The organism is Rhodococcus sp. BP-261, from assembly GCF_019835205.1.
In the GTDB taxonomy this organism is placed as follows: domain Bacteria; phylum Actinomycetota; class Actinomycetes; order Mycobacteriales; family Mycobacteriaceae; genus Rhodococcoides; species Rhodococcoides kyotonensis_B.
Map to the genome: position 1 here is coordinate 15,755 of NZ_JABUCO010000034.1, position 26,388 is coordinate 42,142.

General features: G+C 64.9%; 30 protein-coding genes and 1 tRNA gene. 19 read left to right on the forward strand and 12 right to left on the reverse strand.

The window, feature by feature from the left end; all coding sequences use genetic code 11:
* Nucleotides 1–186 precede the first annotated feature (186 nt).
* Complete coding sequence (locus HQ354_RS23710) at nt 187–855, forward strand: MspA family porin (RefSeq protein WP_068423904.1); 669 nt, start codon at nt 187–189, stop codon at nt 853–855.
* 51 nt (nt 856–906) lie between these two features.
* A complete protein-coding gene (locus tag HQ354_RS23715) occupies nt 907–1,632 on the forward strand; it encodes an MspA family porin (RefSeq protein ID WP_084423658.1) in 726 nt (241 codons plus the stop codon).
* Here HQ354_RS23715 and HQ354_RS23720 read toward each other — a convergent pair whose 3' ends face one another.
* From HQ354_RS23720 to HQ354_RS23730, 3 genes are all read right to left on the reverse strand, one after another.
* Nucleotides 1,633–2,286 carry an SAF domain-containing protein gene (locus HQ354_RS23720; RefSeq protein WP_222634638.1) on the reverse strand — a complete coding sequence of 218 codons (654 nt, stop codon included), beginning with the start codon at nt 2,284–2,286 and terminating at the stop codon, nt 1,633–1,635.
* A gap of 87 nt (nt 2,287–2,373) precedes the next feature.
* Nucleotides 2,374–2,706: an FmdB family zinc ribbon protein gene (locus tag HQ354_RS23725; RefSeq protein WP_084423665.1), complete on the reverse strand. Its 333-nt coding sequence runs from the start codon at nt 2,704–2,706 to the stop codon at nt 2,374–2,376.
* Between the two features lie 143 nt (nt 2,707–2,849).
* Nucleotides 2,850–3,419 carry a 5-formyltetrahydrofolate cyclo-ligase gene (locus HQ354_RS23730; RefSeq protein ID WP_167678973.1) on the reverse strand — a complete coding sequence of 190 codons (570 nt, stop codon included), beginning with the start codon at nt 3,417–3,419 and terminating at the stop codon, nt 2,850–2,852.
* A gap of 104 nt (nt 3,420–3,523) precedes the next feature.
* Between HQ354_RS23730 and HQ354_RS23735 the strand changes: the two genes are divergently transcribed.
* The 5 genes from HQ354_RS23735 to HQ354_RS23755 all read left to right on the forward strand — a co-directional run bounded on the left by HQ354_RS23735 (nt 3,524) and on the right by HQ354_RS23755 (nt 7,674).
* On the forward strand, nt 3,524–4,465 hold the full coding sequence (locus HQ354_RS23735) for a UTP--glucose-1-phosphate uridylyltransferase (protein WP_068424029.1): 942 nt from the start codon (nt 3,524–3,526) through the stop codon (nt 4,463–4,465).
* 34 nt (nt 4,466–4,499) lie between these two features.
* Nucleotides 4,500–5,759 (forward strand): gephyrin-like molybdotransferase Glp, encoded by a 1,260-nt coding sequence (gene glp, locus HQ354_RS23740; protein WP_068423910.1) that lies wholly within the window; start codon nt 4,500–4,502, stop codon nt 5,757–5,759.
* Between the two features lie 81 nt (nt 5,760–5,840).
* A complete protein-coding gene (locus HQ354_RS23745) occupies nt 5,841–6,488 on the forward strand; it encodes a GNAT family N-acetyltransferase (protein ID WP_222634636.1) in 648 nt (215 codons plus the stop codon).
* Nucleotides 6,489–6,701: 213 nt separating this feature from the next.
* Nucleotides 6,702–7,496: a gephyrin-like molybdotransferase receptor GlpR gene (gene glpR / locus HQ354_RS23750; protein ID WP_222634635.1), complete on the forward strand. Its 795-nt coding sequence runs from the start codon at nt 6,702–6,704 to the stop codon at nt 7,494–7,496.
* Nucleotides 7,497–7,598: 102 nt separating this feature from the next.
* Nucleotides 7,599–7,674 (forward strand) — tRNA-Ala (locus HQ354_RS23755).
* Between the two features lie 359 nt (nt 7,675–8,033).
* Here the strand turns inward: HQ354_RS23755 and HQ354_RS23760 are convergent.
* Nucleotides 8,034–10,220 carry an MMPL family transporter gene (locus HQ354_RS23760; protein WP_167678939.1) on the reverse strand — a complete coding sequence of 729 codons (2,187 nt, stop codon included), beginning with the start codon at nt 10,218–10,220 and terminating at the stop codon, nt 8,034–8,036.
* A gap of 147 nt (nt 10,221–10,367) precedes the next feature.
* Here HQ354_RS23760 and HQ354_RS23765 point away from each other — a divergent pair, with 147 nt between their 5' ends.
* The 4 genes from HQ354_RS23765 (at nt 10,368) to HQ354_RS23780 (ending at nt 12,339) form a co-directional block, all read left to right on the forward strand.
* Nucleotides 10,368–10,823: an effector binding domain-containing protein gene (locus HQ354_RS23765; protein WP_114330169.1), complete on the forward strand. Its 456-nt coding sequence runs from the start codon at nt 10,368–10,370 to the stop codon at nt 10,821–10,823.
* Nucleotides 10,820–11,254 carry an effector binding domain-containing protein gene (locus HQ354_RS23770; RefSeq protein ID WP_068423920.1) on the forward strand — a complete coding sequence of 145 codons (435 nt, stop codon included), beginning with the start codon at nt 10,820–10,822 and terminating at the stop codon, nt 11,252–11,254. The genes HQ354_RS23765 and HQ354_RS23770 overlap by 4 nt, the downstream gene beginning before the upstream one ends.
* 203 nt (nt 11,255–11,457) lie before the next feature.
* Nucleotides 11,458–12,120 carry a ScbR family autoregulator-binding transcription factor gene (locus tag HQ354_RS23775; protein WP_240931434.1) on the forward strand — a complete coding sequence of 221 codons (663 nt, stop codon included), beginning with the start codon at nt 11,458–11,460 and terminating at the stop codon, nt 12,118–12,120.
* Nucleotides 12,121–12,168: 48 nt separating this feature from the next.
* Nucleotides 12,169–12,339 carry a hypothetical protein gene (locus tag HQ354_RS23780; RefSeq protein ID WP_165839545.1) on the forward strand — a complete coding sequence of 57 codons (171 nt, stop codon included), beginning with the start codon at nt 12,169–12,171 and terminating at the stop codon, nt 12,337–12,339.
* Here the strand turns inward: HQ354_RS23780 and HQ354_RS23785 are convergent.
* Nucleotides 12,336–13,049, reverse strand: coding sequence for a ferredoxin reductase (locus HQ354_RS23785; RefSeq protein ID WP_222634634.1), 714 nt, complete (start codon nt 13,047–13,049; stop codon nt 12,336–12,338). The two genes, HQ354_RS23780 and HQ354_RS23785, sit on opposite strands and share 4 nt — an antisense overlap.
* 4 nt (nt 13,050–13,053) lie before the next feature.
* Entirely contained in the window at nt 13,054–13,653 is a 600-nt protein-coding gene (locus HQ354_RS23790) for a molybdopterin-dependent oxidoreductase (protein ID WP_222634633.1), read from the reverse strand.
* 81 nt (nt 13,654–13,734) lie between these two features.
* On the opposite strand from HQ354_RS23790, the gene HQ354_RS23795 reads away from it, so the two are divergent.
* On the forward strand, nt 13,735–14,565 hold the full coding sequence (locus HQ354_RS23795; protein WP_068423927.1) for an SDR family oxidoreductase: 831 nt from the start codon (nt 13,735–13,737) through the stop codon (nt 14,563–14,565).
* Here the strand turns inward: HQ354_RS23795 and soxR are convergent.
* Nucleotides 14,560–15,018: a redox-sensitive transcriptional activator SoxR gene (gene soxR / locus HQ354_RS23800; RefSeq protein WP_222634632.1), complete on the reverse strand. Its 459-nt coding sequence runs from the start codon at nt 15,016–15,018 to the stop codon at nt 14,560–14,562. The genes HQ354_RS23795 and soxR overlap by 6 nt on opposite strands.
* A 43-nt stretch (nt 15,019–15,061) precedes the next feature.
* Here soxR and arcA point away from each other — a divergent pair, with 43 nt between their 5' ends.
* On the forward strand, nt 15,062–16,312 hold the full coding sequence (arcA, locus tag HQ354_RS23805; protein ID WP_222634631.1) for an arginine deiminase: 1,251 nt from the start codon (nt 15,062–15,064) through the stop codon (nt 16,310–16,312).
* An 18-nt stretch (nt 16,313–16,330) separates the two neighbouring features.
* Here arcA and arsC read toward each other — a convergent pair whose 3' ends face one another.
* Nucleotides 16,331–16,678, reverse strand: a complete 348-nt coding sequence (gene arsC / locus HQ354_RS23810) for an arsenate reductase (glutaredoxin) (protein WP_222634630.1) — start codon at nt 16,676–16,678, stop codon at nt 16,331–16,333.
* Between the two features lie 54 nt (nt 16,679–16,732).
* On the opposite strand from arsC, the gene HQ354_RS23815 reads away from it, so the two are divergent.
* The 3 genes from HQ354_RS23815 to HQ354_RS23825 are packed head-to-tail and all read left to right on the forward strand — an operon-like array spanning nt 16,733 to nt 18,268.
* The gene (locus HQ354_RS23815) at nt 16,733–17,398 is read left to right on the forward strand and encodes an NAD(P)H-binding protein (RefSeq protein ID WP_167677039.1); all 666 of its coding nucleotides are present in this window, start codon (nt 16,733–16,735) and stop codon (nt 17,396–17,398) included.
* An 18-nt stretch (nt 17,399–17,416) separates the two neighbouring features.
* On the forward strand, nt 17,417–17,776 hold the full coding sequence (locus HQ354_RS23820) for a GntR family transcriptional regulator (RefSeq protein WP_222634629.1): 360 nt from the start codon (nt 17,417–17,419) through the stop codon (nt 17,774–17,776).
* Nucleotides 17,777–17,836: 60 nt separating this feature from the next.
* Nucleotides 17,837–18,268, forward strand: coding sequence for a DoxX family protein (locus HQ354_RS23825; RefSeq protein WP_114330302.1), 432 nt, complete (start codon nt 17,837–17,839; stop codon nt 18,266–18,268).
* 75 nt (nt 18,269–18,343) lie between these two features.
* On the opposite strand, the gene HQ354_RS23830 is transcribed toward HQ354_RS23825, so the two are convergent.
* The gene (locus tag HQ354_RS23830) at nt 18,344–19,879 is read right to left on the reverse strand and encodes a dolichyl-phosphate-mannose--protein mannosyltransferase (RefSeq protein WP_068423939.1); all 1,536 of its coding nucleotides are present in this window, start codon (nt 19,877–19,879) and stop codon (nt 18,344–18,346) included.
* A 44-nt stretch (nt 19,880–19,923) separates the two neighbouring features.
* On the opposite strand from HQ354_RS23830, the gene rsmI reads away from it, so the two are divergent.
* Nucleotides 19,924–20,760 carry a 16S rRNA (cytidine(1402)-2'-O)-methyltransferase gene (gene rsmI, locus HQ354_RS23835; protein ID WP_222634628.1) on the forward strand — a complete coding sequence of 279 codons (837 nt, stop codon included), beginning with the start codon at nt 19,924–19,926 and terminating at the stop codon, nt 20,758–20,760.
* A gap of 53 nt (nt 20,761–20,813) precedes the next feature.
* Here the strand turns inward: rsmI and HQ354_RS23840 are convergent, their stop codons facing one another.
* Nucleotides 20,814–21,242, reverse strand: a complete 429-nt coding sequence (locus HQ354_RS23840) for an SRPBCC family protein (protein ID WP_068424035.1) — start codon at nt 21,240–21,242, stop codon at nt 20,814–20,816.
* Nucleotides 21,243–21,256: 14 nt separating this feature from the next.
* Nucleotides 21,257–22,282, reverse strand: coding sequence for an alpha/beta hydrolase (locus HQ354_RS23845; RefSeq protein ID WP_068423943.1), 1,026 nt, complete (start codon nt 22,280–22,282; stop codon nt 21,257–21,259).
* Between the two features lie 131 nt (nt 22,283–22,413).
* Between HQ354_RS23845 and HQ354_RS23850 the strand changes: the two genes are divergently transcribed.
* Nucleotides 22,414–23,784, forward strand: coding sequence for a wax ester/triacylglycerol synthase family O-acyltransferase (locus tag HQ354_RS23850; protein WP_222634627.1), 1,371 nt, complete (start codon nt 22,414–22,416; stop codon nt 23,782–23,784).
* Between the two features lie 58 nt (nt 23,785–23,842).
* Here HQ354_RS23850 and metG read toward each other — a convergent pair whose 3' ends face one another.
* Nucleotides 23,843–25,387, reverse strand: a complete 1,545-nt coding sequence (gene metG / locus HQ354_RS23855) for a methionine--tRNA ligase (RefSeq protein WP_222634626.1) — start codon at nt 25,385–25,387, stop codon at nt 23,843–23,845.
* Between the two features lie 21 nt (nt 25,388–25,408).
* Here metG and HQ354_RS23860 point away from each other — a divergent pair, with 21 nt between their 5' ends.
* Entirely contained in the window at nt 25,409–26,248 is an 840-nt protein-coding gene (locus HQ354_RS23860) for a TatD family hydrolase (protein ID WP_222634625.1), read from the forward strand.
* Nucleotides 26,249–26,388 lie beyond the last annotated feature (140 nt).

The window sequence follows — 26,388 nt, forward strand, 5'->3', positions numbered from 1 at the left end:
GATGTTGACGCTCCCCACGAGGCTAGCCCACGTGCGGTTGCTTGGAAATGTATGTATTTCCCGGATACAGCAAAATTAATGGACTCTTGTCAATGACTGTGAGGCATTCGTCCCGTATCCTTCCCCGGGAGAATGTGCCTCGTTTCTCGGTTCGAGGTAGTCGGAGTCGTGCTTTTAAGGGGAACCATGGGAAAGTCTCGTTCGTCGGCGCTGCGCAGGTTCGGCCGCCTGGCCTCGATCGGTGCGGCAGCGGCAGTAGCCGTCGGATTGATGTCGCCGGGTGCGGCCAATGCCGAAACCTTCGTCCCGCTGCCGGGTGGTGAAAAGGTCGCGGGTCCGTACAAGATCGCCCGGTTCGACGAGTCCGCCAAGGTCGCCCCGCAGATCGCGTTCAACGGTCTGAACCGCAACGCATGGGCAACGGGCACCGCTCTCGCCGAGGTCCCCGCAGGCTCGACGGGCACGCTGAAGACCGGCTACCTCGTCGGCTGCCAGCTCGACATGACCGACCTCGAACTCGGCCTCGAAGCGGGCGCGGGCATCGAAGGCGGCAACACCAACATCGTCACGCTGTTCCCGATCCCGTTCCTCATCGGCGGCGCCGGCTGGACCGAGAACACCATCGAAGGCGGCGCGGAGTTCAACATCCCGCTGCAGGACCGTGAGGTCGCAGCCGTCGAGATCGCGTCGAAGGACGTCACCGGCCCCACGACGGCCATCCAGTACCAGGACGTCGGCATCTCCGTGCAGAACTGCGGCGGATACGCACAGGCTCGTGCGTACACCACGCTCGAGCTGACCGGAAACTACCGCTACAAGGGCACGCTGTACGGCCAGCCGTTCAGCATCGGCTGATCGATGCGCTCCCCAGACTTCGCACGAACCTCACGACGGGATGGAAAGACGTTGAAGAACAACAAGACTGCGGCTGTTCGTATGGCAGCCGTCGGTGCGGTGGGTGCCGTCGCGATCGGTTTCTGGTCCGCGGGTGCGGCCAGCGCCGACACGTTCGTACCGCTGCCGGACAACGAGATCAGCAAGACCCTGATCGACGGCACGACCGTCACGGTCAAGGGCTTCGGCCAGAGCGGACTCATCTCGCCGTCGATGAGCGCGACCCCGACACAGCGCAACGTCTGGGTCACGGGTAACTACACGGTCGAGACGTCCAACGCGACCGGCGGAAAGATCGAGCCGGGATTCCTTGTCGGATGCCAGGTCGACTTCGGTGCAGGCATCGGCGGCGGCGCCGGCGCATCGTTCGGACAGGGCAACACCGTGGAGATGGATCCCGGAAACCCGTTGTCGCTCAGCATCGACCGCACCCAGCCGAACACCTACAACATCGGTGCAGGCGTCTACCTCGACCTCGCTCCCGGTCAGCTGAACGACGTCAAACTGGTCGGCGACGAGACCACGGCCACGATCGACGGCGTCGACGTCGCCACCCAGGTCGACAATTCCTTCTCGTTCGACGGCAACGGCGGCGGATTCACCTACGCCGACGAGACGCTGAGCGTCGCAGGCTGTGCCGGGTTCGCCGAAGCCCGGTCGTACGTCGACGTCACCATCGAGACGCCGACCGTGACGTCGACCGTCACGCTGTGGGGACAGCCCTTCAGCATCGGCTGATCAGTGCAGTGTCACGGTCAGTGAGCTGACCAACGACGCGGCGGCCACGGTCGTCGCGTCGTCGGGACGCATCGCGATCAGCACGACGCGGTCGCTGCCGCGTTCCCGCGCGTCCTTCGGCGACACGAGTACGACGACCGATCGCGTCGCCAGAATCCGTGCTGCCTGATCCTCGGTGCTGGCGACGGTCAGGACGTCGACGGTGTCGCCCTCACGCAGCAGATCCGTCACGCCTGCGTCGGTGAGTCGGATCGGAACGATCCTGGCGTCGGCTGTGCCCAGCGCGGCCCCGGCGAGCCGGGAACCAAGCAGTCGGACGTCGGTGAGGGGTTCGCCGGCACGAATGGGACCTGCGACGGTGTGATCCGTCGCGTCGGCGATGTCGGTGAGAGCGCCGGACGGCGTCGAACTCGGGTCGAATTCGGCGATACGGACGTCGGCTTCGGTCAGCGGCTCACCCGGCGCGAGATCGCGAGCGGCGACGACGACGGCCGCCCGATCACTCGCGGACGCGTCTTTCACGAACAGGACCACCGCGACGAGCGCGAGTACTCCCGCAACGATGCGACGAGCCGTCGCAGTCCGAGTCCAGCCAGGTCGGAGCAGAAGCCGATCGAGCAGAGTGGCGTCGAGTCGCGATGATCGCTGAGGCATGGCGTCACGCTAGCCGGGGAGCGGACCCCCGAGAGCCGCCACAGGCCCCGGCTGTGGATAGCCGGGGCCTGTGGATAAAGCGAAGATCTACGAGCTGGCAGCAGCTGTGGACGTCGTCGACGAGGACGAACTCGACGACGTGCTCGATGTCGAGGAAGTGCTGGTGGACGTCGTCGACTCGGTCTTGGTGCTCGACTTGTCGCTCTTGGACTCGCCTGCACTCTCGCTGGCCGTGCTCGATCCGCCGCGGCTGTCGGTCCGGTAGAAGCCGCTGCCCTTGAACACGATGCCGACCGAGTTGAAGAGCTTGCGCAGCTTGCCGCTGCACTGCGGGCAGACGGTCAGCGAGTCGTCGCTGAACGACTGCACGATGTCGAATCGGTTGTCGCACTCGGTGCAGGCGTACGAATAGGTGGGCATCGATGTTCCTCCGCGCTGGTCCACTGGTCACCAAGGAGACGTCGCCTTACTCGGTCGAGACCATGGTGTGCCGAAAAACTGCTGAAAACTGCAAGAGCATTAGCACTCTACAGTCAAGACTGCCAACACAGCGATTCGGTCGGCTATTCCTTGCTCAACGTCACGAGTCCGCGCGACGGCGTGAGCGCGTGCGTCGCGCGACGATCGTGCGGTTCCTCCGGCAATTCGTCGACCAACTCCCCGTCTCGGACTACCGCCACGATCGGAACGCCCGGTCCGACGAGGTCGAGCGTCCTGTCGTAGAACCCCGCGCCGCGGCCCAAGCGAACGCCCCGAAGATCCACCGCGAGAGCGGGCACGAACACGACATCGCACCTGCTCACCGACCCTGGGTCCAGTATTTCTCCGGTCGGTTCGAGCAATCCGTACCGAGCGGATCGGAGGCTGTCTCGGCCTGTGTACTCTGCCCAGTGAAGCGGCCCTGGTTCACGTGCGACCGGCACCAGAACCTCATTCGATTCTCGGCGTAACGCGTCGAGCAGATCGAGTGAACCGGGCTCGCTGCCGACCGGCACGTAGGCCGCCACCGCGGTGGTTCGTCGCGCCGAATCGGCTGCGGCATGACAAAGTTTCAATGATTCTGCGACGCGAACGTCGGCTTCGACAGTGCGGCGAGAGGCCAGTATTCGGCTGCGCCATTCCTGTTTCGAAATCGGCGTCACGGGGTCTCCAGAGACATGGATTCGAGTTTAGGCAAGCAGGGAAGCGTCAGAACATGCGGAGCAGATCCGCAGGGACCATGGATAGGGTGGGCAGCATGACAGAAGCCGCGACAGCAGCAGCACGCCATTTTCGGACGGCGATCGTTCCTGCAGCAGGAATGGGAACTCGCTTTCTGCCTGCAACGAAAACGGTTCCGAAAGAATTGCTGCCGGTCGTCGACACACCGGGAATCGAACTCGTCGCCGGTGAAGCCGCCGACTCCGGTGCCGGACGCCTCGTGATCGTCACCTCGCCGGGCAAGGACGGCGTCGTCGCGCACTTCGTCGAAGACCTCGTTCTCGAAACCAAGCTCGAGGCCAGCGGCAAGCTCAAGATGCTCGAGAAGGTACGCGTCGCACCCGCGTTGCTCGACGTCCAATCCGTCGTGCAGAACGAGCCCCTCGGACTCGGTCACGCCGTCGCCTGCGCCGAGGAAGTCCTCGACGACGACGAGGATGCCGTCGCCGTTCTGCTTCCCGACGACCTGGTTCTCCCACGCGGCGTCCTCGACGTCATGTCGCGAGTGCGGGCCAAGCGCGGCGGAACTGTGCTGTGCGCGTTCGAGGTTCCCGAGGAGAACGTGTCGTCGTACGGTGTCTTCTCCGTCGAGACGGTTCCGGACGCCGTCAACCCCAACGTGCTCAAGGTCACCGGCATGGTCGAGAAGCCGAAGCGCGAGGAAGCGCCGTCGCTGTTCGCCGCAGCGGGTCGCTACCTGCTCGATCGAGCCATCTTCGACGCGTTGCGACGCATCGAGCCCGGCGCGGGCGGCGAGCTGCAGCTGACCGACGCCATCGCGCTGCTGATCTCCGAGGGCCACCCGGTTCATGTCGTCGTGCATCGAGGATCCCGACACGACCTCGGAAATCCCGGGGGATATCTTCGTGCTGCGGTTGACTTTGCTCTCGAACGTGACGATTACGGGCCTGCGTTGCGTGAGTGGCTGACCGAGCGTCTGAGCGACGATTGGGCGCCGCAGCTCACCAGCTACGAGTAGGCCCGACGTATGACCGGATAGAGGAAGGGCCACATTGCGCTCGGTTGAGGATCAGCAGACCCGGGTGACCGCTGCGGCGGTAGCTCCACGACCGGTTCGGGTGGCGATCTCCGAAGCGCAAGGTCTCCTCTGTGCGGAAGAAGTGGTCACCGAGCGGCCGTTGCCCGGGTTCGATCAGGCTGCAATCGATGGTTACGCGGTCCGCAGCGTCGATGTCTCGGCAGCAGGCACCGATCTGCGCAACGAGGACGACGAGCGCATCGACCTGACGTTGCCCGTCGTCGGCGAGGTCACCGCGGGTTCGCGGCAACCGATTCGGTTGCAGCCGCGTCAGGCAGTGCGCGTCGACACCGGCGCCCCGCTGCCCACGCTCGCCGACGCGGTTCTGCCGCTCGATCGGACCGACGGCGGCCATGCGCGCGTCAAGGTGTTCCGGCCGGTGCGATCGGGCGACTACGTCCGCAAGGTCGGTGACGACGTTCAGCCCGGCGACGTCGCAGTGCGGTCGGGAACCATCATCGGTGCGGCGCAGGTGGGTCTGCTCGCCGCCGTCGGCCGGGACAAGGTGCTCGTGCACCCGAGGCCGAGGCTGTCGGTCATCTCGGTGGGCGGCGAGCTCGTCGACATCGATCGCACGCCCGGCGCGGGCCAGGTCTACGACGTCAATTCCTATGCACTCGCCGCAGCAGCCCGTGACGCCGGTGCCGACGTCAACCGCGTCGGCATCGTCAGTACCGATCCGAAGCGGCTGCGCGAGGTCGTCGAAGGTCAGTTGATCCGGTCCGAGATCGTCGTCATCGCAGGCGCTGTCGGCGGAGGCGCGTCCGACGGTGTCCGAGAAGCACTCTCGGACCTCGGCGATCTCGAAGTCGAGCGCGTCGCGATGCATCCCGGATCCGTGCAGGGCTTCGGCCAACTGGGTCGCGACGAAGTGCCGACGTTTCTGTTGCCCGCGAACCCCGTCAGCGCGCTCGTCGTGTTCGAGGTGATGGTGCGTCCACTGATCCGAATCGCGCTCGGACGTCGACAGCCAATGCGCCGCATCGTCACTGCGCGAACCGTCGCGCCCATCACGTCGATCGAGGACCGCAAGGGCTTCCTCCGCGGACAGCTCATGCGCGACGAGGCCACCGGCGAATATCTCGTCCAAGCACTCGGCGGGGCGCCCGGGGCGTCGTCGCACCTGCTCGCGACGCTCGCCGAAGCGAACTGTCTCGTCGTCATCGACCCGGACGTCACCGAAGTGCGTACGGGCGAGGAAGTGGACGTGTCCTTCCTGGCGCAGCGGGGGTAGGCGACTGCGTCGCACGTGCATGAAAATACATAGAGGGCTGTGTATTTCTACGCACGTGCGCGGAGCGCCTAATATCGACTGATGCCGCGCACGTGGTCGAGCCACCCTGGTTGGCCCGCGAAACTTGGACCCCTCACCGTTGCTGCGGGCGTCGTCACCGTGCGTCCCGTACGTCTGCGCGACGCGGCCGCCTGGAGTCGCCTGCGGCTCGGCGACCGCGAACACCTCGAGCCGTGGGAACCGACCGGCGAGGGTTCGTGGGAAGCGCGCCACCACATTTCGTCGTGGCCCGCACTGTGTTCCGGGCTGAAGTCCGAAGCACGTAAGGGACACATGATCCCGATGGCCATTGAAATCGACGGCGAGTTCTGCGGACAGATCACCGTCGGCAACATCGTGCGCGGCGCGTTACGTTCGGCGTGGATCGGGTACTGGGTCGCCAAGGAAGTCAACGGGCGCGGCGTTGCGACAGCAGCTTTGGCGCTCGGGCTCGACCATTGCTTCGGTGCCGTCGGACTGCACCGCGTCGAAGCAACGGTGCGTCCCGAGAACCTGGCCAGCCAAGCCGTACTGCGCAACGTGGGCTTTCGCGAGGAAGGACTGCTGCGCAGGTACCTCGACGTCGACGGCCGGTGGCGGGACCACCTTCTCGTCGCGCTGACCGTCGACGAGGTTCAGGCCACCGTCGCGGATCGCTTGGTGCGCACGGGCAGAGCTGCCTGGGCCTGACGTCCCACCAGCGGCCGCGTCGTCAGGAATTCCACGTCTGCGGCGCCCGAGTGGGACACGACGCCCACTGGGACCCTGCAGACTCGAGACTGATGTGACTAAAGTGACGTGAGTGTAGTTCGGGTCGGCGCGTCTACCCGGTTCCGCCGGTGTAGCCGCCTAGCCTGATCAGGTCACCGTTGTAGCAGCCGACGAACAGGAAGGAACGCCGGAATGCCCAACTCGATCATCTGGATCGGTCTGGTCGCCATCTGGCTGTTCGTGCTGCTCCCGATGATGATGAGCAAGCGGCCGCGCATCATGCAGACGTCCGACGCGGCGCTCGCCACACGGGTTCTGCATCGCGGCGGCAGCAAGAAGCCCGCCCGCGGTCCCGCAGTAGGGCATGCGAGCGACCCAGATTGGCGACCCGAGTACGACGAGCGAGTGTCAGCGCCCGCGAGCGTCGTCTTCGGACGCACCGTACCGAGAATCGACGCGGAGGACCCGATGGACACTCACGCAGACGCCGAGGACACCGATCGGGACGACGTGGAAGAGCGTGCCTACGTTCCGAACCGTCGCGGACGCGGTGGATTCGACCCCGAAGCCGACGCGATCGCCCGGGCCGCCAGATACTCGTTCCGCCAACGTGCCGTTCTCGGACTGGTTTTCGCGATCATCGCGTCGGGGGCCCTGGCCGTCATCATCTCCTCGACGCTGTGGTGGGTGTGCGGACTGACAATCGTCGCCCTCGCCGGCTACATGTACTACCTCCGTCGCCAGGTGCAGATCGAACAAGAGATTCGCCGACGGCGCATGAACCGAATGGGCCGGTCGCGCCTCGGCGTCGAGTCCCGCACCGACGAGGAACTCAGGCTCGTGCCGCAGCGTCTGCGTCGGCCGGGCGCCGTCGTGCTCGAAATCGATGACGAGGACCCGCAATTCGACCACCTCGATCACTACGAGGAGCCGTTCCAGCAGTCCGCTCCGGTGCACGACGACATTCGCCGCGCATCGGGGGCGTGATTCCGGTAGGAGTGCCGTCGCTACGTCGACGAAGGCGACCCCGGGTTTCGTGGATCGAGCAGTGCTTTGGTACTGTTGCGCAGCGCGGTTCACCGACCGCGAGGGGCTGTGGCGCAGTTGGTAGCGCGTCTCGTTCGCATCGAGAAGGTCAGGGGTTCGATTCCCCTCAGCTCCACCACACAGAACAAGGCCCGGTCGACACTGTCGACCGGGCCTTGTTTCGTTCGGTGTGCAGGATCAGGAAGCGGATCCCGATCCGAGGGCGCCGAGGAGCTCGATCAGAGGAATGTCGGAAGCGGAGCTTCCCGTGGTGCTTCCGGTGGACAGAATGCTGGAGATGAAGGTTGCGAGATCCATTTCGGAAAACCCCTTGTTTCGGTGGAGGGAGTGTGCAAACCGGTTGTGCCCGACAGTGCTGCTCAACCACAGGTATTGATACCGGACCGAAGAAGACTGCGTCAGAGGTTTTCGGGTGAATTCTTGACGATTGGGAGATAGCACTATGCCCAAAAGAACTTCTGGTGGTGTGTCCCAGCGCTAGGGCGACTCGCGACGAGCCAACGCCGACGGCCACCAGATCGCCCGGCCGATGTCGTAGGACAGCGCAGGCACCAGAATGCTGCGCACGACGATGGTGTCCAGCAGAACGCCGAACGCTACTGCGAACCCGATCTCGGCCAGGAAGACCAGCGGAAGTACCCCGAGCACGGCGAACGTCGCCGCCAGGACGACGCCCGCAGACGTGATCACGCCACCCGTCACTGCGAGTCCGCGAAGGATGCCGGGCCGCGTGCCGTGCCCGAGGGTCTCCTCGCGCACACGCGTCATCAGGAAAATGTTGTAGTCGATGCCGAGTGCGACGAGAAAGACGAACGCGAACAACGGGAACGACTGGTCCGCGCCCGCGAAGTGGAACACGTGCGAGAACATCCAACCGCTGACGCCGAGAGTCGCCGCGAACGACAGCACGACGGTCGCGATGAGAATCAGCGGAATCAGCAACGCGCGCAACAGGATCGACAGCACGACGAAGATGACGACGAGCACGATGGGAATGATCAGATTGCGGTCGTGCACCGACGCCGCCTGCACGTCGACCGTCGCAGCCGAATTGCCGCCCACGAGAGTCTCGTCGATCCCGTGGAGATTCGCCCGCAGTCGTTCGACGGTGTCCAAGGCCGCGGGGGAATCGGGCGCGTCGGCGAGCGTCGCGTTGATCAGAATTCGTCCGTCGACCGGTTGTACCTGCAGAGACGGGGGCGGACACCCCGTCTGGCCGGCCAGTGCCGCCGGACCGACCGTCGCGATCAGATCGGCCAGCTTCGCGAAATCGACTTGCACACAGACGGATCCGGGTTCCTGTGCTACGCCCTGTGTTCGTTCTGCGGCACGGATGACGTCGTCGGCCGAATCCTGAGAGGTGACGATCACTGCGGGTGCGCCGGTGCCTGGGTCGAACTTCGAGGTGTACAACTGCTGACCGACGACGGCCTCCGGCTCGTTCGTGAAGTTCTCGGTCGTCGTCAGGCCGTCGGTGTCGAGGCTGGTGATGCCCACGAGGCACAGTAGAAGCAGAACCGTCGCGCCGATCCATGCCGGCCGGTGTCTGCGTTCGACCGCGGCGGCGACGCGTCCCCACAGCCCGTGCGTCGCGAGATCGGTCCTGTCGTCGACGTCGGGGCGGCGGGGCCAGAACACCCAACGGCCGCACAGGGACAGCGCGACCGGCAGGAACGTCATCATCACCAGGACGGTGCACGCGATGCCGATCGCCGCGACGGGTCCGAGGCTCTTGTTGGAGTTCAACTCGGAGAACATCAGGCACAGCAGGCCGATGATCACCGTTCCCGCCGACGCGAGAATCGCGGGCGCCGACTCCTTCCACGCCCTGGCCATCGCGTCGAACCTGCTCGGATACGCGTGTAGTTCTTCTCGATACCGCGCGATCAGCAGCAGCGCGTAGTCGGTCCCCGCGCCGATCACGAGGACGAAGAGAATGCCCTGGCTCTGGCCCGTCAGCGTCAGGACGTCGTGCTTGGCCAAGTAGTAGATGATCACCGACGCCAACCCGACCGCGAGCACAGCCGACAGGATCGGAAAGACCCAGAGCACGGGCGAGCGATAGACCACCAGCAGGATCAGCACAACGACCAGGAGAGCCGCACCGAGCAGGGCGCCGTCGAGCCCGGCGAACGCGTCGATGAACGCCACGAGCAGGCCACCGGGGCCGGCCGGAAGGACGTCGACGCCGTCGGGGACGGCCCCGCGGGCAGTGTCGACGACGGTTTCCTCGGTGGCGGCCAGGGCGTCGCCGCTGACGTCGACGCCGTCGGCCTTGGCCACCAGCGGCACGTAGAGCGCGGCGGTCTGTCCGTCCGCGGAGTACTGGGGAGGCGTCATGCCCTTGCCGTCGACCCCGTCGATGCCCGAGATCTGCCGACGCGCGTCCTCGATCGCGCGCTTGTCGTCGTCGGTCAGTCCGGAATCACGATCGAACAGGACGAATCCGGGGATGGATTGAACCGACAGGAATGCCGTCGACTCATTCGCGACGACGGTGGATTCGGCCGACCCCGGAAGGTACGACGCGTTGTCGTTCTTCTGTACCTCGCCGAGCTTGCCTTGGTAGGTGCCGCCGAATGCGCCGAGCAGCAGGGCCGCGACCGCGAGTGCGACGACGGTGAAGACCGGCCACCGGGAGAGAAGCTTCGCCGTCTGACCCATCGTCGTTCTCCTCGGATGCCTGATGCACACGAAAAAGTCGCTGGCCAAGTAGACCACGGTGACATCGCGCGGGTGATGGGAACGACGGGGTGAGCATCCCGGTAGCATTCGTGAGAAGTACGCAACTGGCCGCTACGTGGAGTGTGAATGGCTTTCGAGATTGTCGACCTCGAGGAAACGTGGGTCGCCGGTCTTCCGGTTCGTAGCCCCAAGCGGGCTCTGGGAAGACTCAACGATCCGAATTTGGATGCGGCGTGGTCGTCGGTGTTGAACCAGGAGATCCCGGGACCGCTGGCGTCGATCTACACGGACTTCGCGCCCGGAATCGGTTCGTACAACACGCAGATCGTCGGCTATCGATGTTCTGCGCTGAGCCAGGTGACGCGTGGGCATCTCGTCGCCAAGGTTCCGCGTGCCAAGTACGCAAAGTTCTCGTCGGTCGGCCACTTCCCCGACATCATGACGCGATTGTGGAAGCAGATCGATCACGCAGAGGAGGAGGGCGAGATCACCCGTACCTTCACCGCGGACTACGAGTACTACCCGCACGCGTACAAGATCGATCTGTACCTGTCGATCGAGCAGACAGGATTCAAAGCGTGACGCACCGAGTGACCGCGCGGTCCGCGGAGTTGTTCGGCGGCCTGGTCGCGCCACGCATCACCCCCGGCGCCGAGGTGAGCAACAGCGAGTTGATCCGATTCCTCCGTGAGCGCATCCGCGAGCGTTCGGCCGACGACATCGTGGTCAGCACCGTTTTCGTGCCCGACGCACACGGCGTCTACAACGCGGTCGTGGCGGTCAAGCATCTGTCTCCCGGCGACGTGCCCATCGGTGACGTCTTCGTCGAGGTCCCGAGCGGCGTGTACGCCGTCTTCTCTCCGAGTGGCACCCTGCGCGACCCGATCCAGGACGTGTGGGCGCAGGCCGAGGAAGCGACGGAATCGGGTGCGATATTCCGCGCGTACAAAGAGGACATCGAGGTCGTTACAAATTCCGGCGAAGTGGAACTTTTTATTTCGATCGTTATGTGAAGCGGCGATTATGCCGACCGAATGTCACTTCTGGATCACGAAGAGTGGTTCGTTGCAGTTAGTATTATCTCGCGCAACCGGACAGACGGTAGGTGCGGCGAAGTTCGAGCCCACGGATTCGCCCAGGCCACCACTGATCACAGCTGGTCGGCGTCGGTGTCAAACAGGCAACTGAGCAGGGGTGAAGCTACATGGTTAGGCAATTGAGGGCAGAAGCGACACGTGCGGCAGCGCTGCGCGCGGCAGCCGATCTCTTTCTCGAAGTAGGTCATGCAAATGCGACATTGAGTCAGGTGTCCGCGCAGTCCGGTGTCACCAAGGGTGCGCTGTATTTCCATTTCGCGTCCAAGGAAGAACTGGCCAAGGCGATCGTCGACGAGGGACACGAGCGTGTCTCGACGGCATGCGCGGGCCTGGTCGACAGCCGCTCGCCTGCTCTCGAATCGGTCATCGGCATCTCGTACTCGGTGCTGGAACTGGCCGCCTCCGACCCCCTCGTGCGCGTCATGTACCGCTTGCAGATGGAGATCGACGGGTCCGAGACCGCGCGGGGCAGCGTGTTCGGAACGTGGGGGAACATCTTCGAGCACCTCTTCGACCGTGCCATCGAACACGGTGACGTCGCCGATCACCTCGACTCCTCCAATGCTGCACTGCTCGTCTGCGAGATGCTCGCCGGCGTGCTGATGGTGTCCGAGGCTCAGTCGACGCTCGAGACGGCTCCGTCGCGCATGGAGAAGGTCTGGCACACCGTGCTGCCGTCGCTCGTTCCGCCGAACAAGCTCGGATACTTCCGGGAATTCGCGGCTCGCAGCCTGTCCAGCTTCGTGCCCGCCGAGATGGCGACGTCGCCCGTCGACGCCTAGTTCTCACCCTCCTTGCGGGGAGTCGGCGTCGGGCGGACACTGTGTGACATGGAGCACACAGCAGTGAATCACAGGATGTCCGACGCCGAACTCCGCAAGGCAATCGGCACACTTCAGAGCCGTGCCGACGACGCCCGTAAGCGCGGCGCCGACCAGGATGCGGACAGCATCGAACGGACTGTCGCCGAGTATCGAGAAGAGATGAGCAGGCGGCTCTAGCGTGCGATTCCGACCGGGCCGAAACGCTCGGTCTTGACCCTGAACGGCATATGTCCCTGCGTGACGAGGACGTCGGCGACCATCTCGACGAACCCTGTCGGGCCGCAGACGAAACACCGCGGGGCGATGTCCGGTGACCAGCCGCCCGATGCGATCGCGTCGGGAGTGAGCCGTCCCGGATGGCCGTTCGGATCCTCGCGCGTGTAGCGGATGGCTACCTCCACTCCCGCCTGCATCGATGCGAGTTCCGACGCGTACATCACCTCCGCGGGTGAGCGAACCGAGTAGATCAGTCGGAACGGTGCGGTGGAACCGCTCCGGCGACGCGCTCTGATCATCGCCATCAACGGCACGATGCCGGACCCGCCTGCGATCAACAGCACCGGTGCGTCGTCGGCCTCGTCCCAGACGAACCAGCCTCCGATCGGCCCCTTCAGTTCGACCTGTGCGCCGACCTCCAGCACGTCGGCGAGGTACGGCGAGACCTCGCCGTCGTCGACGGTCTGAACGGTGAGCACGACGGTACTGCCGTCGGCGGGTGTTGCCATCGAGTAGCTGCGCTGCGCGCTGTAGCCGTCCTCGGCGGTGAGGCGGACATCCACGTGCTGGCCGGGCCGATGGCCGGGCCACCCGTCGACATCGAACGTCAGTGTTGTCGAGGTGGGCGTTTCGGTCGTTCTGTCGGTCAGGGTAGCGACGAGCCAGTTCACGCGTTCAGTCTCCCTGATACCGCTGCTCCTGCCACGGATCGCCGTAGTCGTGATAGCCGTTGCGTTCCCAGAACCCGGGCTCGTCGCGCACCATCAGCGTCAGCGTGCTCACCCACTTGGCGGACTTCCAGAAGTACAGGTGTGGCACGAGAAGTCGTGCAGGACCGCCATGTTCGGGCCGCAGCGGCGCGCCGTCGTACTCGAACGCGAGCCATGCTCTGCCACCGCGTAATTCGGTCAACGGGAGGTTGGTGGTGTAACCGTCGTAGCTGCTTGCCATGACATGCGTTGCTGCAGTGTCGATTCCATCAAACAACGTATCGAGCGACACACCGCGCCAACGAGTGTCGAGCTTGGACCACGTCGTCACACAATGGATGTCCACCACCGGCTTCTCGTTCGGCAGCGCGCGCATCTGCTGCCAGTTCCACCGATGCGTCTCGCCACGCTCGGTGACGATCGCGAATTCCCAACGGTCCGTCGTGACCCGCGGCGTCGGACCGACCGACAACACAGGGAAATCCGTCGTCAGATGCGGACCGGGTGGGGTACGGCCGTCGTTGCCGCGGCGCTTGCCGTGGAACCCCTTCGAGACGATTGCCATGAAACCTCCGGTGGTGCCGCGTGACTGCCGCGTATCGTGCAGTAGGGAATCGATCTTCGAATGTGGGGGGACCAGCACCCGATGACCATCACGAATCTACGCGGAAAGAAGACGTTCATCACCGGGGCGGGCAGTGGGATCGGCCGTGCCACCGCGCTTGCCGCCGCGAACGAGGGCGCCGAGCTGTATCTGACCGATATCAACGAGGCGTCGCTGAAGGACACGGTCGCGGCCGTCGGCAACGCCGCAGCGATGTCGCAGGCGTTCGACGTCTCCGACTACGACGCCGTCACCGCGTTCGCGACCGAGGTGCACGACGCGGCAGGCAGCCTCGATGTCGTCATGAACATCGCGGGAGTGTCGGCGTGGGGGACTGTCGAAAATCTCGAGCATCGGCAGTGGAAGTCCATGGTCGACGTCAACCTCATGGGCCCGATCCACGTGATGGAGAACTTCCTGCCACCGATGATCCACGCCGGACGCGGTGGGCATCTGGTCAACGTGTCGTCGGCGGCCGGACTCATTCCGTTGCCGTGGCACGCGGCCTACAGTGCGAGCAAATACGGTCTGCGCGGTGCGTCGGAAGTGTTGCGGTACGACATGAAGCGGCACGGCATCGGCGTCAGCCTCGTCGTGCCGGGTGGAGTGAAGACCGGGCTCGTCGACACCGTCGAGATCGCGGGCGTGGACCGCGACGATCCGCGGGTGAAGAAGTTGCAGCACCGCTTCGAAAAGCGTGCTGTCACACCGGACAAGGTGGCCGAGGCCATTCTGAAGGGCATCTACAAGAACCGTTATCTCGTGTACTCGTCGAACGACATCAGGTTCGGATACTGGTGGGCTCGGAAGTTCGCGCCGCCGTACGAGTTCGTGCTGCAGAAGGCGAACGATCAGTTCAGCAAACTGCTATAGATCCACATCGAGTCGACGTGCGCCCGGTCCGGATTGCGCCAACTCGTCCTGCGGATTCGCGAGAGTGCAGCTGGTCAGCGAGAGGCAGCCACAGCCGATGCAGCCGGTCAGGTCGTCGCGCAGCCGAATCAGTTGCGCGATGCGATGTTCGAGGTCGTCGTGCCAGCGGCCCGACAGCCGGGCCCAATCTCGCTTCGTCGGCGTGCGCTCCTCCGGAAGCTCGGCGAGGGCGTCGCGAATTTCGGCCAACGGAATGCCGACCTTCTGCGAGATGCGGATGAACGCGACACGCCGGAGCGTCTCACGCGGGTAGCGACGCTGGTTGCCCGACGTCCGTCTGCTGCTGATCAACCCTTGCTTCTCGTAGAAATGCAGCGCCGACACGGCAACTCCGCTGCGATCGGAAAGCTGTCCCGGGGTGAGTTCGCGGACGTTCCAGTCGGGCATCGGCATGGTGACGAGAGTACGCAGCGCGCCGAAGGCGCATCATTGAACGATGACTGATCGACTGGGCGCCGATTCCGAGGTCGGCACGCTGCGCACCGTCATGTTGCATCGACCGGGCGACGAGTTGCGCCGCCTCACCCCTCGCAACAACGACCAACTGCTGTTCGACGGTGTGCCGTGGGTCGACCGGGCGCAGGAGGAGCACGACGCGTTCGCGGAACTCCTGCGGGGCCGAGGCGTCGAGGTGCTGTTGTTGTCGGACCTGCTCACCGAGACTCTGACGGCGAGCGGTGCCGCGCGCATGCAGGGAATCTCTGCCGCGGTCGACGAGCGCAAACTGGGCCGGGCTCTTGCGCAGGACCTCAGCGTTCACCTTCGCGGCGTTCCTGCCCCCGAGCTGGCCAAGGTCCTGATGGCCGGCATGACGTTCGACGAACTGCTTGCCGCCGAGACCGGAGTGCCCGAGGTGGGCGGGTCCTCGTTGGTGCGACGTATGCATCACGGCGCCGACTTCGTCATCGATCCGCTGCCGAATCTGTTGTTCACGCGGGACTCGTCGTTCTGGATCCGCAACCGGGTGGCCATCACGTCGCTCGCGCTGCCCGCTCGGTTGCGGGAGACGTCGCTGACGGATCTGATCTACGCGTTCCATCCGCGCTTCCTCGGGGTGCGTCGGGCGTACGAGTCGCGCACCGCGCCGGTCGAGGGCGGCGACGTGCTGCTGCTGGCGCCGGGTGTGGTGGCCGTCGGCGTCGGCGAGCGGACGACGCCTGCGGGCGCGGAAGCGTTGGCGCGCAGCCTCTTCGAGGACGATCTGGCGCACACGGTGCTGGTGGTGCCCATCGCGCAGGAGCGTGCGTCCATGCACTTGGACACCGTGTGCACGATGGTCGACACCGACGCCGTCGTCATGTACCCGGCTATTCGAGACACGTTGTCCGCGTTCACGATTCGAAAGGAAGGCCATGGCGTCCGCATTCGCGGCGCCGACCCGTTCCTCGCCGCCGCCGCCGACGCGATGGGCATCGAGAAGCTCCGCGTCATCGACACCGGACTCGACCACGTCACCGCCGAACGCGAGCAGTGGGACGACGGGAACAACACCCTCGCGCTCGCGCCGGGCGTCGTCGTCGCCTACGAGCGGAACGTGGAGACGAATGCCCGGCTGGCCGCGTCGGGAATCGAGGTGTTGACGATCAGCGGGTCGGAACTCGGGTCCGGTCGAGGTGGGCCCCGCTGTATGTCGTGCCCGATTGCGCGGGACAGTGCGGCTTCGCCGCCCGTGAGTGCGAATGTGTAGCCCGCTATACATTCGCACTCACAAGACGTCCTGGACCTTGTCGGCCGGTCGTGCGAGCACGGTCCCCTTGTCGGTCTTCACGATCGGACGCTCGATGAGGATGGGGTGATCGACCATGGCGGCAATCAATTCGTCGTCCGACGCGTCGGCGAGACCCAGCTCTTTGTAGACGGCTTCCTTCGTGCGAATGGCCTGCGACGGCGTCAGACCCGCGTCGTCGAGCAGTGTGCGGAGCCCGTCCGTCGTCGGCGGAGTCTCGAGGTACTTGACGACGGTCGGCTCGATCCCCGCCTCCTGGATCGCCTTCAGCACCGTCCGGGACGTGTTGCAGCGAGGGTTGTGGTAGATGATCGCGCTGGTGGTCATGACAGAGGATCTTGCCACTGTTTGTCCACGGGGCCCGGCGGGTAGGCGTCGGGAATGACTGATCGACGAGTAGTGATTGCCGGAGGACACGGAAAAATCGCTCAGCAGTTGACCGAAGTGCTGACTGCGCAGGGCGATCGGGCGGTGGCGTTGATCCGAAATCCCGACCACAGCAACGCCGTGGCGGCCCTGGGCGCGTTGCCGGAGGTCATCGATCTCGAACACGCATCGGTCGACGACGTCGCCGCACTCTTGCACGACGCCGACGCGGCCGTCTTCGCTGCGGGCGCGGGAGCGTCGGGAGGCGTCGAACGCAAGGACACCGTGGACCGGGCGGGCTCGGTGTTGCTGGCCGACGCGGCCGAGAAGGCAGGCGTGAAGCGGTTCGTCCAGGTCAGCTCGTTCGGCGCGGGCGAACCCGTCGCCGACGACGCCGAGGACACGTGGAAGGCGTACATCGCGGCCAAGACCGCGGCCGAAGAGGACCTGAAAGCGCGAACGAAGCTGGACTGGACCATCGTTCGACCGGGCGGATTGACCGACGACGACCCGACGGGACACGTCACGCTGTCGGAACCACCGCTGGAGCGCGGAACCGTGCCGCGTGCCGACGTCGCGCACGTCATCGCCCTGGTGCTCGAAACGCCGTCGACGATCGGGAAGACCGTGATGTTGACGTCGGGGGACACCCCGGTCGAGGACGCAGTCAAGGGCGTGTAGCCGGCGTAGGTTCTCCGTATGCACGTGCGTATCGACCCGGCGTCGAAGACCCCGCTGTACGAACAACTTCGCGCCGGGATTCTCGACCAGGTGCGTAGCGGAGAACTGATCGCGGAGACCAAGATTCCGACGGTGCGCGGTCTCGCCGAGGAATTGCAGATCGCACCGCACACTGTTGCGAAGGCGTACAAGGAACTCGAAGCCCAGGGCGTCATCGAAGCACGCGGTCGGCGCGGAACCTTCATCGCGTCGGGTGGTGATCCCACCGAGGACAACGCGGCGCGCGCAGCCGTCGCGTACGTGGCGGAGTTGCGCGCGCTGGGAATGGACGACGATCGCATCAGAGAATTCGTCGACGCAGCACTGCGCCGAGGTTGACGCTTCAACAACGATGTGCCAGGGTGGTCGGGTCCCGTTGCCGTGCCCGAAGGAATTCTCATGAACTCGACCATCTTCCGCGACTTCGCCACCCTGGTTGCCCGGATCGGCCTGGGCATCGTCTTCATCGCCCACGGTTGGCAGAAGCTCAACACCAACGGTCTCGACGCCACCAAAGCCGGATTCGAAGGAATGGGCGTACCCCTACCTGCCGTGTCCGCCTACTTCGCGACGTTCGTCGAGCTGATCGGCGGCATCGCGCTTCTGCTCGGCATCTTCACCCCGATCGTCGGCATCCTGCTGTTCCTCGACATGGTCGGTGCGTTCGCGTTCGTGCACTACGACCTCGGCGTCTTCGTGTCCGAGGGTGGCTACGAACTCGTCGTCGCGCTGGGCGTCGGCTCGCTGTTGCTCGCGGCTGTCGGTGCCGGACGCTTCAGCCTCGACGGTGTCTTCGGCGGTAAGACGAGCTTCTCGAAAGCTCGCGCATAACGCTTGCGGCACAGGCGCTTCGCACCCGTGCGCGCGAATGTACAGCCCGCTGTACATTCGCGCGCACGTGGCGCGCTAGCGCCAACTGGGCAGCCACAACTGCCGCTGCCACATCTCGGGCGTGATGGGCATGGCCGTCAGGATGGGCCACAACCAGATGAAGTTCGCGATGACGAGGCCGACGTAGAGGCACACCAACAGCAGTCCGGTGCCTCTCCGTTCGGCCGAGGCACGCGCCGATCCGATGATCTGCCCGAGTATCAGCGCGAAGCCCATCACCATGAACGGCGCGAGGGCGACGGCGTAGAAGTAATACATCTGACGATCGAGCGTCAGGAACCACGGCAGAAAACCCGCGGCGTAACCGGTGAGCACGACGGCGAAGCGCCAGTCGCGTCGCACGAACACCATCCACATGCACCAGAGCAGCATCGGGACGGCGAGCCACCACATGGCCGGGGTACCGATCAACATGATGGCTTTGACGCACGACCCCGCCGAGCAGCCCTGGACGGTGTCGCCGTCGGCGAAGTAGTACAGCATGGGCCGCAGACCCATCGGCCACGTCCACGGCTTCGATTCCCACGGGTGGTGATTGCCGGCCGAGTTCGTCAGACCGGAGTGGAAGTCCAGCACGTTGCCGCTGTAGTACCACAGTGACCGCAGCGCGCCCGGCACGAACGAGAAAGGCCCGTCCGTCCCGATCTGATTTCCGACGGCGTGACGATCGACGCCGTTCTCGCTCGCGAACCACCCTGCGTACGTGCACAAATAGACGAATACGGGGATCACGACGAGTGCGTAGAGGCCCGGACCGATGTCGCGCACGGCAGTGCCGAGCCAGGGGCGTCGAACACCGTTCGCGCGTCGGGCCGCGAGATCGAAAGCGACACACAGCAGTCCGAAGAAGGCAATGAAGTACACGCCGGACCACTTGGTGCCACATGCGAGTCCGAGCAGTATGCCCGCGCCGAACCTCCACCACCGCACGCCGAGTCGGGGGCCGAATTCGCTTGCGTCGATGCGTCCTTCGAGCCGGGCCTTGGCCATGCGCGCGCGTACGTCGTCGCGGTCCACGACGAGACATCCCATCGCCGCGGTGACGAAGAACGCCAGGAAGATGTCGAGCATCCCGATGCGCGACGACACGAACGTGACTCCGTCGACGATCAACAGGATTCCGGCGATCGCACCTACAAGAGTCGACCGTGCCAAGCGTCGCACCGTGCGAATCACGATCAGCACCAACAACGTTCCGAGCAGCGCGGCCGAGAAGCGCCACCCCCAGCCGTTGTAGCCGAAGATCGCCTCGCCGACCGCGATCAACTGTTTGCCGACGGGCGGGTGCACGACGAGCCCGTACGCCGGGTTGTCCTCGATTCCGCCGCCGGTGAGGACCTGCCATCCTTGCGGCGCGTAGTGCTTCTCGTCGAACACCGGAGTGCCGGCATCGGTCGGGTAGCGCAGCATCGCGAACCGTGTGACGGCGGCGATGGCCGTGATGACCAGTGTGACCATCCAACCCCGCATGCGGTCGACGTCGCGGTAGAGATCGGCAGCCCGAGACGTCGGACCGGGACTGACGACGTACCGCTCGGTCAACAAGGTCACATGCCGATGGTAGGCGGCGGGCCGCGATACGGGACGATGGAGGCATGCTGATCCTTGCCGCAACCCCCATGGGCGACGTCGGCGACGCGTCGCCACGACTGCGCGACGCGCTCGCGACGGCCGAGGTCGTCGCGGCCGAGGACACGCGTCGCACCAAGCAGTTGGCGTCGGCGCTCGGGGTGACGATCACCGGCAAGGTGGTCAGCTTCTACGACCAGGTCGAGTCCAACCGTCTGCCGATGCTCGTCGACGCCGTCCGCGAAGAGAAGAAAGTCCTTCTCGTCACCGATGCGGGCATGCCGTCGGTCAGCGATCCCGGCTATCGACTCGTCGCCGCGTGCGTCGAGAACGACCTGCCGGTCACGTGCCTCCCTGGCCCCTCCGCGGTGACGACGGCCCTTGCGCTCTCCGGTCTGCCCGTCGAACGCTTCTGTTTCGACGGCTTCCCACCGCGCAAGCAGGGCCAGCGTCGTGCGTTCTTCGAGACCCTGAAGACCGAACCGCGGGCGTGCGTGTTCTTCGAGGCGCCGCATCGTCTGGATGCGTGCCTGGCCGACGCGGTCGCCGTGCTCGGGTCCGAACGACGCGCCGCGGTCTGCCGAGAGCTCACCAAGACCTACGAAGAGGTCAAGCGTGGAACCCTCGGCGAACTCGCGACGTGGGCCGCCGACGGGGTCCGCGGCGAGATCACCGTGGTTCTCGCCGGCGCACAACGCGTCGTCGAGAACCCCGAGGACCTGATCGACGACGTCGAAGAGCTGGTCGCGTCGGGCATGCGGCTCAAGGACGCGTGCGCCCAGCTGGCGGTGAACGGCGTCGGCAAGCGGGAACTGTACGAGGCAGTCCTCGCATCGCGGGCGGGAGTGGAGCCTGCGGAATGACCAGATCTACACCAGGGCGGGAGTGGAGCCTGCGGAATGACCAGGACCTACGTCTAACCCACGACCTGCTGCCGTAGCCCCTCGGTCGCGGCTTCGAGCACCGTCTTGGTGCCCTTCTTGACGAGGAAACCGGGCACCGGGATCTTCGGGTCGACCGTCAGCGAGAACGCGACGTGCGTGCCCTTCTCGGTCGCCGTCAGCGTGTACTCGCCGTGCTGCGCTTTCTGCTGCGAGCTTTCGACGAGATCCCACGACACCTTGTCGTCCGACCACGTGTATTCGACGACCTGATCGTCGTTGATACCGAGGATCGACACGGCCATCTTGACGTGGTGCGGCTTCCCGTCGTCGTACCGATCCACGACCTCGATCTTCTTGTGGACCGGCGACCACGACGGCAACCCTTCGACGTCGGCGAGAACCTCGAGCACAGCTGCGGGTTCGGCCGCGATGTCGACCTCTTTGTTTCCTGTTACTGCCATGGTTGCAACGTTACTCACGCAGTGCTCGGGGCGGCGTCGAATGCGCAGTGCGATCGCACGAACTCGCCGATCTCGATCATCGCCCGACGTGCCTCCGGCAGGAAATCGGCCGCCTGGAAGACGTGCACCTGCTCGTCCCACACCTGCAGTTCGCACTCGACGCCCGCCTCTTCGAGGCGGATGGCCATGAGTTCGGCGTCGGCGAGAACCATTTCGGTCGAACCGACCTGGATCAATACCGGCGGAAGACCGGTCAGATCGGCGTCGACCGGCGAGATGCGAGGCCCGCGCTTGCCCTCGACGACGATCTTCGCGTCGACCCGGTCGGCCATCACCGTCAGCGCCGGAACCGCACCGGCCGGGAACACGGCACACTTCCGCGCGTTCTCGTGCTCGATCTTGCGCGTCGGGTCCATGTCGGTCAGTGGTGACATGACGAAGATGCCCGCAGGTCTGGGCAGGTTCACGGTCCGCAAAGCCAACGCGACCATGAACGCCAGATAACCGCCGGCGGAGTCACCTGCGATGAAGATCTGATCGGGCCGATAGCCGGCCGCAAGCAGGTAACGGTAGCCGTCGACGCCGTCTTCGACCGCGTGTGAGATCGGGTTTCTCGGCATCATGCGGTAGTCCACCGACAGAACCGGCGCGTCGGCGCTCTGCGAGACACGGGAGACGAGTCGGCGGTGGGTGTTCATGCCGCAACAGACGAACGCGCCTCCGTGCAGGTAGAGCACGACGTTGTCCTCGGAGACGCCGTCGGCGGTGACCCATTCCGCCCCACAGTCGGCGAGTTCGACGCGTCGGCTCCTGGTGCCCTTGAGCTGGGGAACCAACCGTCCGGCGTAATCGATCACGTGAAACGGCCACGGAAGATGTGCCGTCCTGGCCCAGACGGACAGAAACGGACGGACCGTGTGCTGCAGATACGCGGCGAGTGCCTTCGACGCCAGGCTTCCGCTGGGCATGTCGGCCCGGCTCGACGTGTGGGTAGCCGGGGTGAATCCCGGCCTTGGCGTAGCGGTGAGCACCGTTGTCATGCGCTCGCCTCCGATCTGCAGTTGCGTAGGACCATCGGTAACGGACAATAACCAGAGACTTAGGTCCTTTAAACGTAGAGTCGTGTTCGACGTCACACCGTTATGCAAACTAGGTGTAAAGGTGATCGCACATGGCCCTGATGCCCGTTACCGAATCCATGTTCCTGATCGCGGAATCGCGGGAGCACCCGATGCACGTCGGGGGTCTCCAACTGTTCGTTCCCGCAGGTGAACCGCATGATCTCGCAGACGAGATCCACCGCAGGTTCACAGGCGGTGAGGTGCACGACTTGTTCCGCAAACGGCCAGGTAGGCCAGTCGACATCGTCGGCAAACTCGCGTGGTCTCGCGAGACCGACATCGACTTCGAATACCACGTACGACGCGTGGTTCTTCCGTCTCCCGGGAGGATTCGAGAATTGTTCCAATTCCTCTCTCTTCACCACAGTGCGCCTCTTGACAGATACCGTCCGATGTGGGAGCTGCACATCGTCGAGGGGCTGGCCGACGGGAGGATCGCGCTCTACACCAAGGTGCACCACTCGCTCGTCGACGGCGTGTCCGCTCTGAAGCTGATGCTGAACACGCTGACCGAGGATCCGGACGACCGAAACGGCGTCGCGACGTGGGACCCGAGCCTGTTCGACGGCAAGCCGCAGCGTCGCAGTCCGTCGACTCTCGAACGGATCACCGGAGGTCTGTCGACGGGGCTCGGACTCGCGGGGGACATGTTCGATTTCGTCCCGGCCGCGGCGCGCATCGGACTGCGTGCGTTGCGTGACGAAGGTGCGCAGCTGCCGCTGCGCGCACCGCGGACGATGTTCAACGTTCCGATCGGTGGTGCGAGACGATTCGCCGCCGATACGTGGTCGATCGAGCGAATGCGTTCGGTGGCAGAGGGATTGGACATCACGCTCAACGACGTGGTGCTGGCGATGTGTGCAGGCGCCCTACGTGCCTACCTGCTCGGCGAGAACGCGCTGCCTGAATCTCCTTTGATCGCAATGGTTCCCGTGTCGCTGCGCAAGCCGGGTGAGGGCGACGCGGCAGGCAACTCGGTGACGACCATTCTGTGCAATCTCGGCACGCACGAGTCGGACCCGATGACCCGATTGCAGTGCATCACCGAATCGACGACGCGCGGCAAGGACATGATGCGCGAGCTGAACACGTTGGAGTCCTTGGCATTCGGGGCCGTGACGATGCTGCCGTTGCTGTTCGGTCCGGTTCCGGGATTCGTGCGTAGCACCCCGCCGCCGTTCAACGTCATCATCTCCAACGTTCCGGGCTCGCCGAAGGAGCTGTACTGGAACGGAGCACGTCTCGACGGCATCTACCCGGCATCGATCGTGTGCGACGGCATGGCGCTCAACATCACCGTCGCCAGCAACGGGGATTCGCTCAACTTCGGGCTCGTCGGATGTCGTCGTAGCGTCCCGCATCTGCAGCGGATGTTGACGCATCTCGAGACGTCACTGCAGGAGTTGGAGAAGGCGGCGTAGCCGCACGTGCGCGCGAATGTATAGCCCGCTATACATTCGCACGCACGGCGCGTAGTGCCTACTCGTACTTCGGGAACACCGGCGACGGCGCGGGCAATGCCTCACCGGGCACGATGCGCGTCGCGATGTCGCTGAACTGGTGCGCCGGGTTACCGAGCTGTTCGAGGATCTTCGCCGCCGAACCGGGCATCACCGGCTGCACGAGAATGCCGACGATGCGCAGTACCTCGAGCGTCACGTACAGGACGGTCGCCATGCGGGCCGGATCGGTCTTGCGCAGCACCCACGGTTCTTGCTGCGAGAAGTACCGGTTGGTCTCGCCGAGCACCGACCAGATCGCCTCTAGTGCGGAATGCAGCGCCTGGACGTCGAACTCCTTGCGGCAGATGTCGAGTAGCGCGTCGGCGCGGGCCAGCAGAGCCTCGTCGTCCGCGGTGAACTCGCCGGGCGTCGGAACCTTGCCCTCGAGATTCTTCGCGACCATGGTCAGCGACCGCTGGGCCAAGTTGCCGAGTTCGTTCGACAGGTCCGCGTTCATCCGCGTCACGATGGCCTCGGGACTGTAGCTGCCATCCTGGCCGTAGGACACCTCGCGTAGCAGGAAGAAGCGCAGCGGATCCAGACCGAACTCGGCGACCAGATCGAACGGGTCGACGACGTTGCCGACCGACTTCGACATCTTCTCGCCCTTGTTGTTCAGGAAGCCGTGCACGAACACACGCTGCGGCAACTCGATACCCGCCGACATCAGGAACGCAGGCCAGAACACGGTGTGGAACCGCGTGATGTCCTTGCCGATGATGTGCAGGCTCGCGGGCCAGAACTTTCGGAACTTCTCCGACGACGTATCGGGGTAGCCGACGCCGGTGAGGTAGTTGGTCAACGCGTCGACCCACACGTACATGACGTGGTCGGGGTCGTTCGGAACCTGGACGCCCCAGTCGAACGTCGTTCGCGAGATCGACAGATCCTTCAGTCCACTCTTGACGAAGTTGACGATCTCGTTGCGACGCGTCGCAGGTGCGATGAACTCCGGCTGCGTCTCGTACAGCTCCAGCAGCTTGTCCTGATAGGCCGAAAGCCGGAAGAAGTAGGTGGACTCCTCCGTCCACTCGACGGGCGTCTTCGTCTCGGTGGCGACACGCGATCCGTCGTCGACGACCGTCGTCTCACTCTCGGTGTAGAAGGCCTCGTCGCGCACCGAGTACCAGCCCGCGTACGTGTCGAGATAGATGTCGCCGCGCTCGACCATCTTGGTCCAGATGGCCTTGCTCGCCTCGAGATGATCGGCGTCCGTCGTACGGATGAACCGGTCGTAGGAGATGTCGAGCGTCTTGTCCAGCTCCTGGAACACATCCGAGTTACGTGCTGCCAGGTCGCGGACGTCGATGCCTTCCTTGACCGCGGTCTGCTGCATCTTCAGGCCGTGCTCGTCCGTGCCCGTCAGGAACATGACGTCGTATCCGTCGAGGCGCTTGAAGCGCGCGATGACGTCGGTCGAGATGTACTCGTACGCATGCCCGATGTGCGGGGCACCGTTCGGGTACGCGATCGCGGTCGTGACGTAGAAGGTGGGCCGTGAGGCATCAGCTGGCGCAGTCATGGTGGCGCCTACTCTATCGGCGTGAGAAGAGAACGTCCCGCGCCACCTTTGCCCGAGCCGCTGCACAGCCTCGTCGACGCGCACACACACCTCGACGCGTGCGGTGCCACTGATGCCGCGTCGACGGCCGAGATTCTCGATCGCGCCGAATCCGTCGGCGTCGGACGCGTGGTGACCGTGGCCGACGACCTGGCTGCCGCGCGTTTCGCCGTCGACGCAGCCCAGTGGGACCCGCGGGTGTGGGCGGCCGTCGCCATTCATCCCACTCGCGCCAACGTTCTCGACGACGCCGTGAAGGCCGAGATCGAGCGGTTGGCCTCCGATCCCCGCGTCGTCGCTGTCGGGGAGACCGGCCTCGACTACTACTGGCCGGGCAAGCTGGACGGCTGCGCGACGATCGACGAGCAGCACGACGGCTTTCGCTGGCACATCGATCTCGCGAAGCGTCTCGGCAAGCCGCTGATGATTCACAACCGCGAAGCCGACGAGGATCTGCTGTCCGTGTTGAAGCACGAAGGCGCTCCCGAGACCGTGATCTTCCACTGCTTCTCGTCGGGACCCGAGATCGCGCGAGCCTGCATCGACGCGGGCTACGTGCTCAGTCTGTCGGGCACCGTCAGTTTCAAGAACGCGCACGCTCTGCGTGAGGCGGCAGTGCTGATTCCCGACGACCAACTGCTCGTCGAGACCGATGCGCCGTTCCTGACGCCGCACCCGTTCCGGGGTGCGCCCAACGAGTCGTACTGCCTGCCGTACACGGCGCGGGCTCTGGCGGAGATTCGTGGCCAGGATCCTGTCGAGCTGGCGTCGCACGTCACCGAGAACGCCGAGCGGGTGTATGCGCTGCGCGCCCGTGAGTGATTAGTCGGACCCTGGAGCCTGTTGCTTAATTGGTGTGCGGGCGGGCGGCTGGTGGCCCGTGTTTTCTGGTGGCCGGTGGCCGGTGGCTGGTGGTGGATGTCGTCGGCCACCGGCCCCTGCCGTGTCAGGCAGCCAGTGCG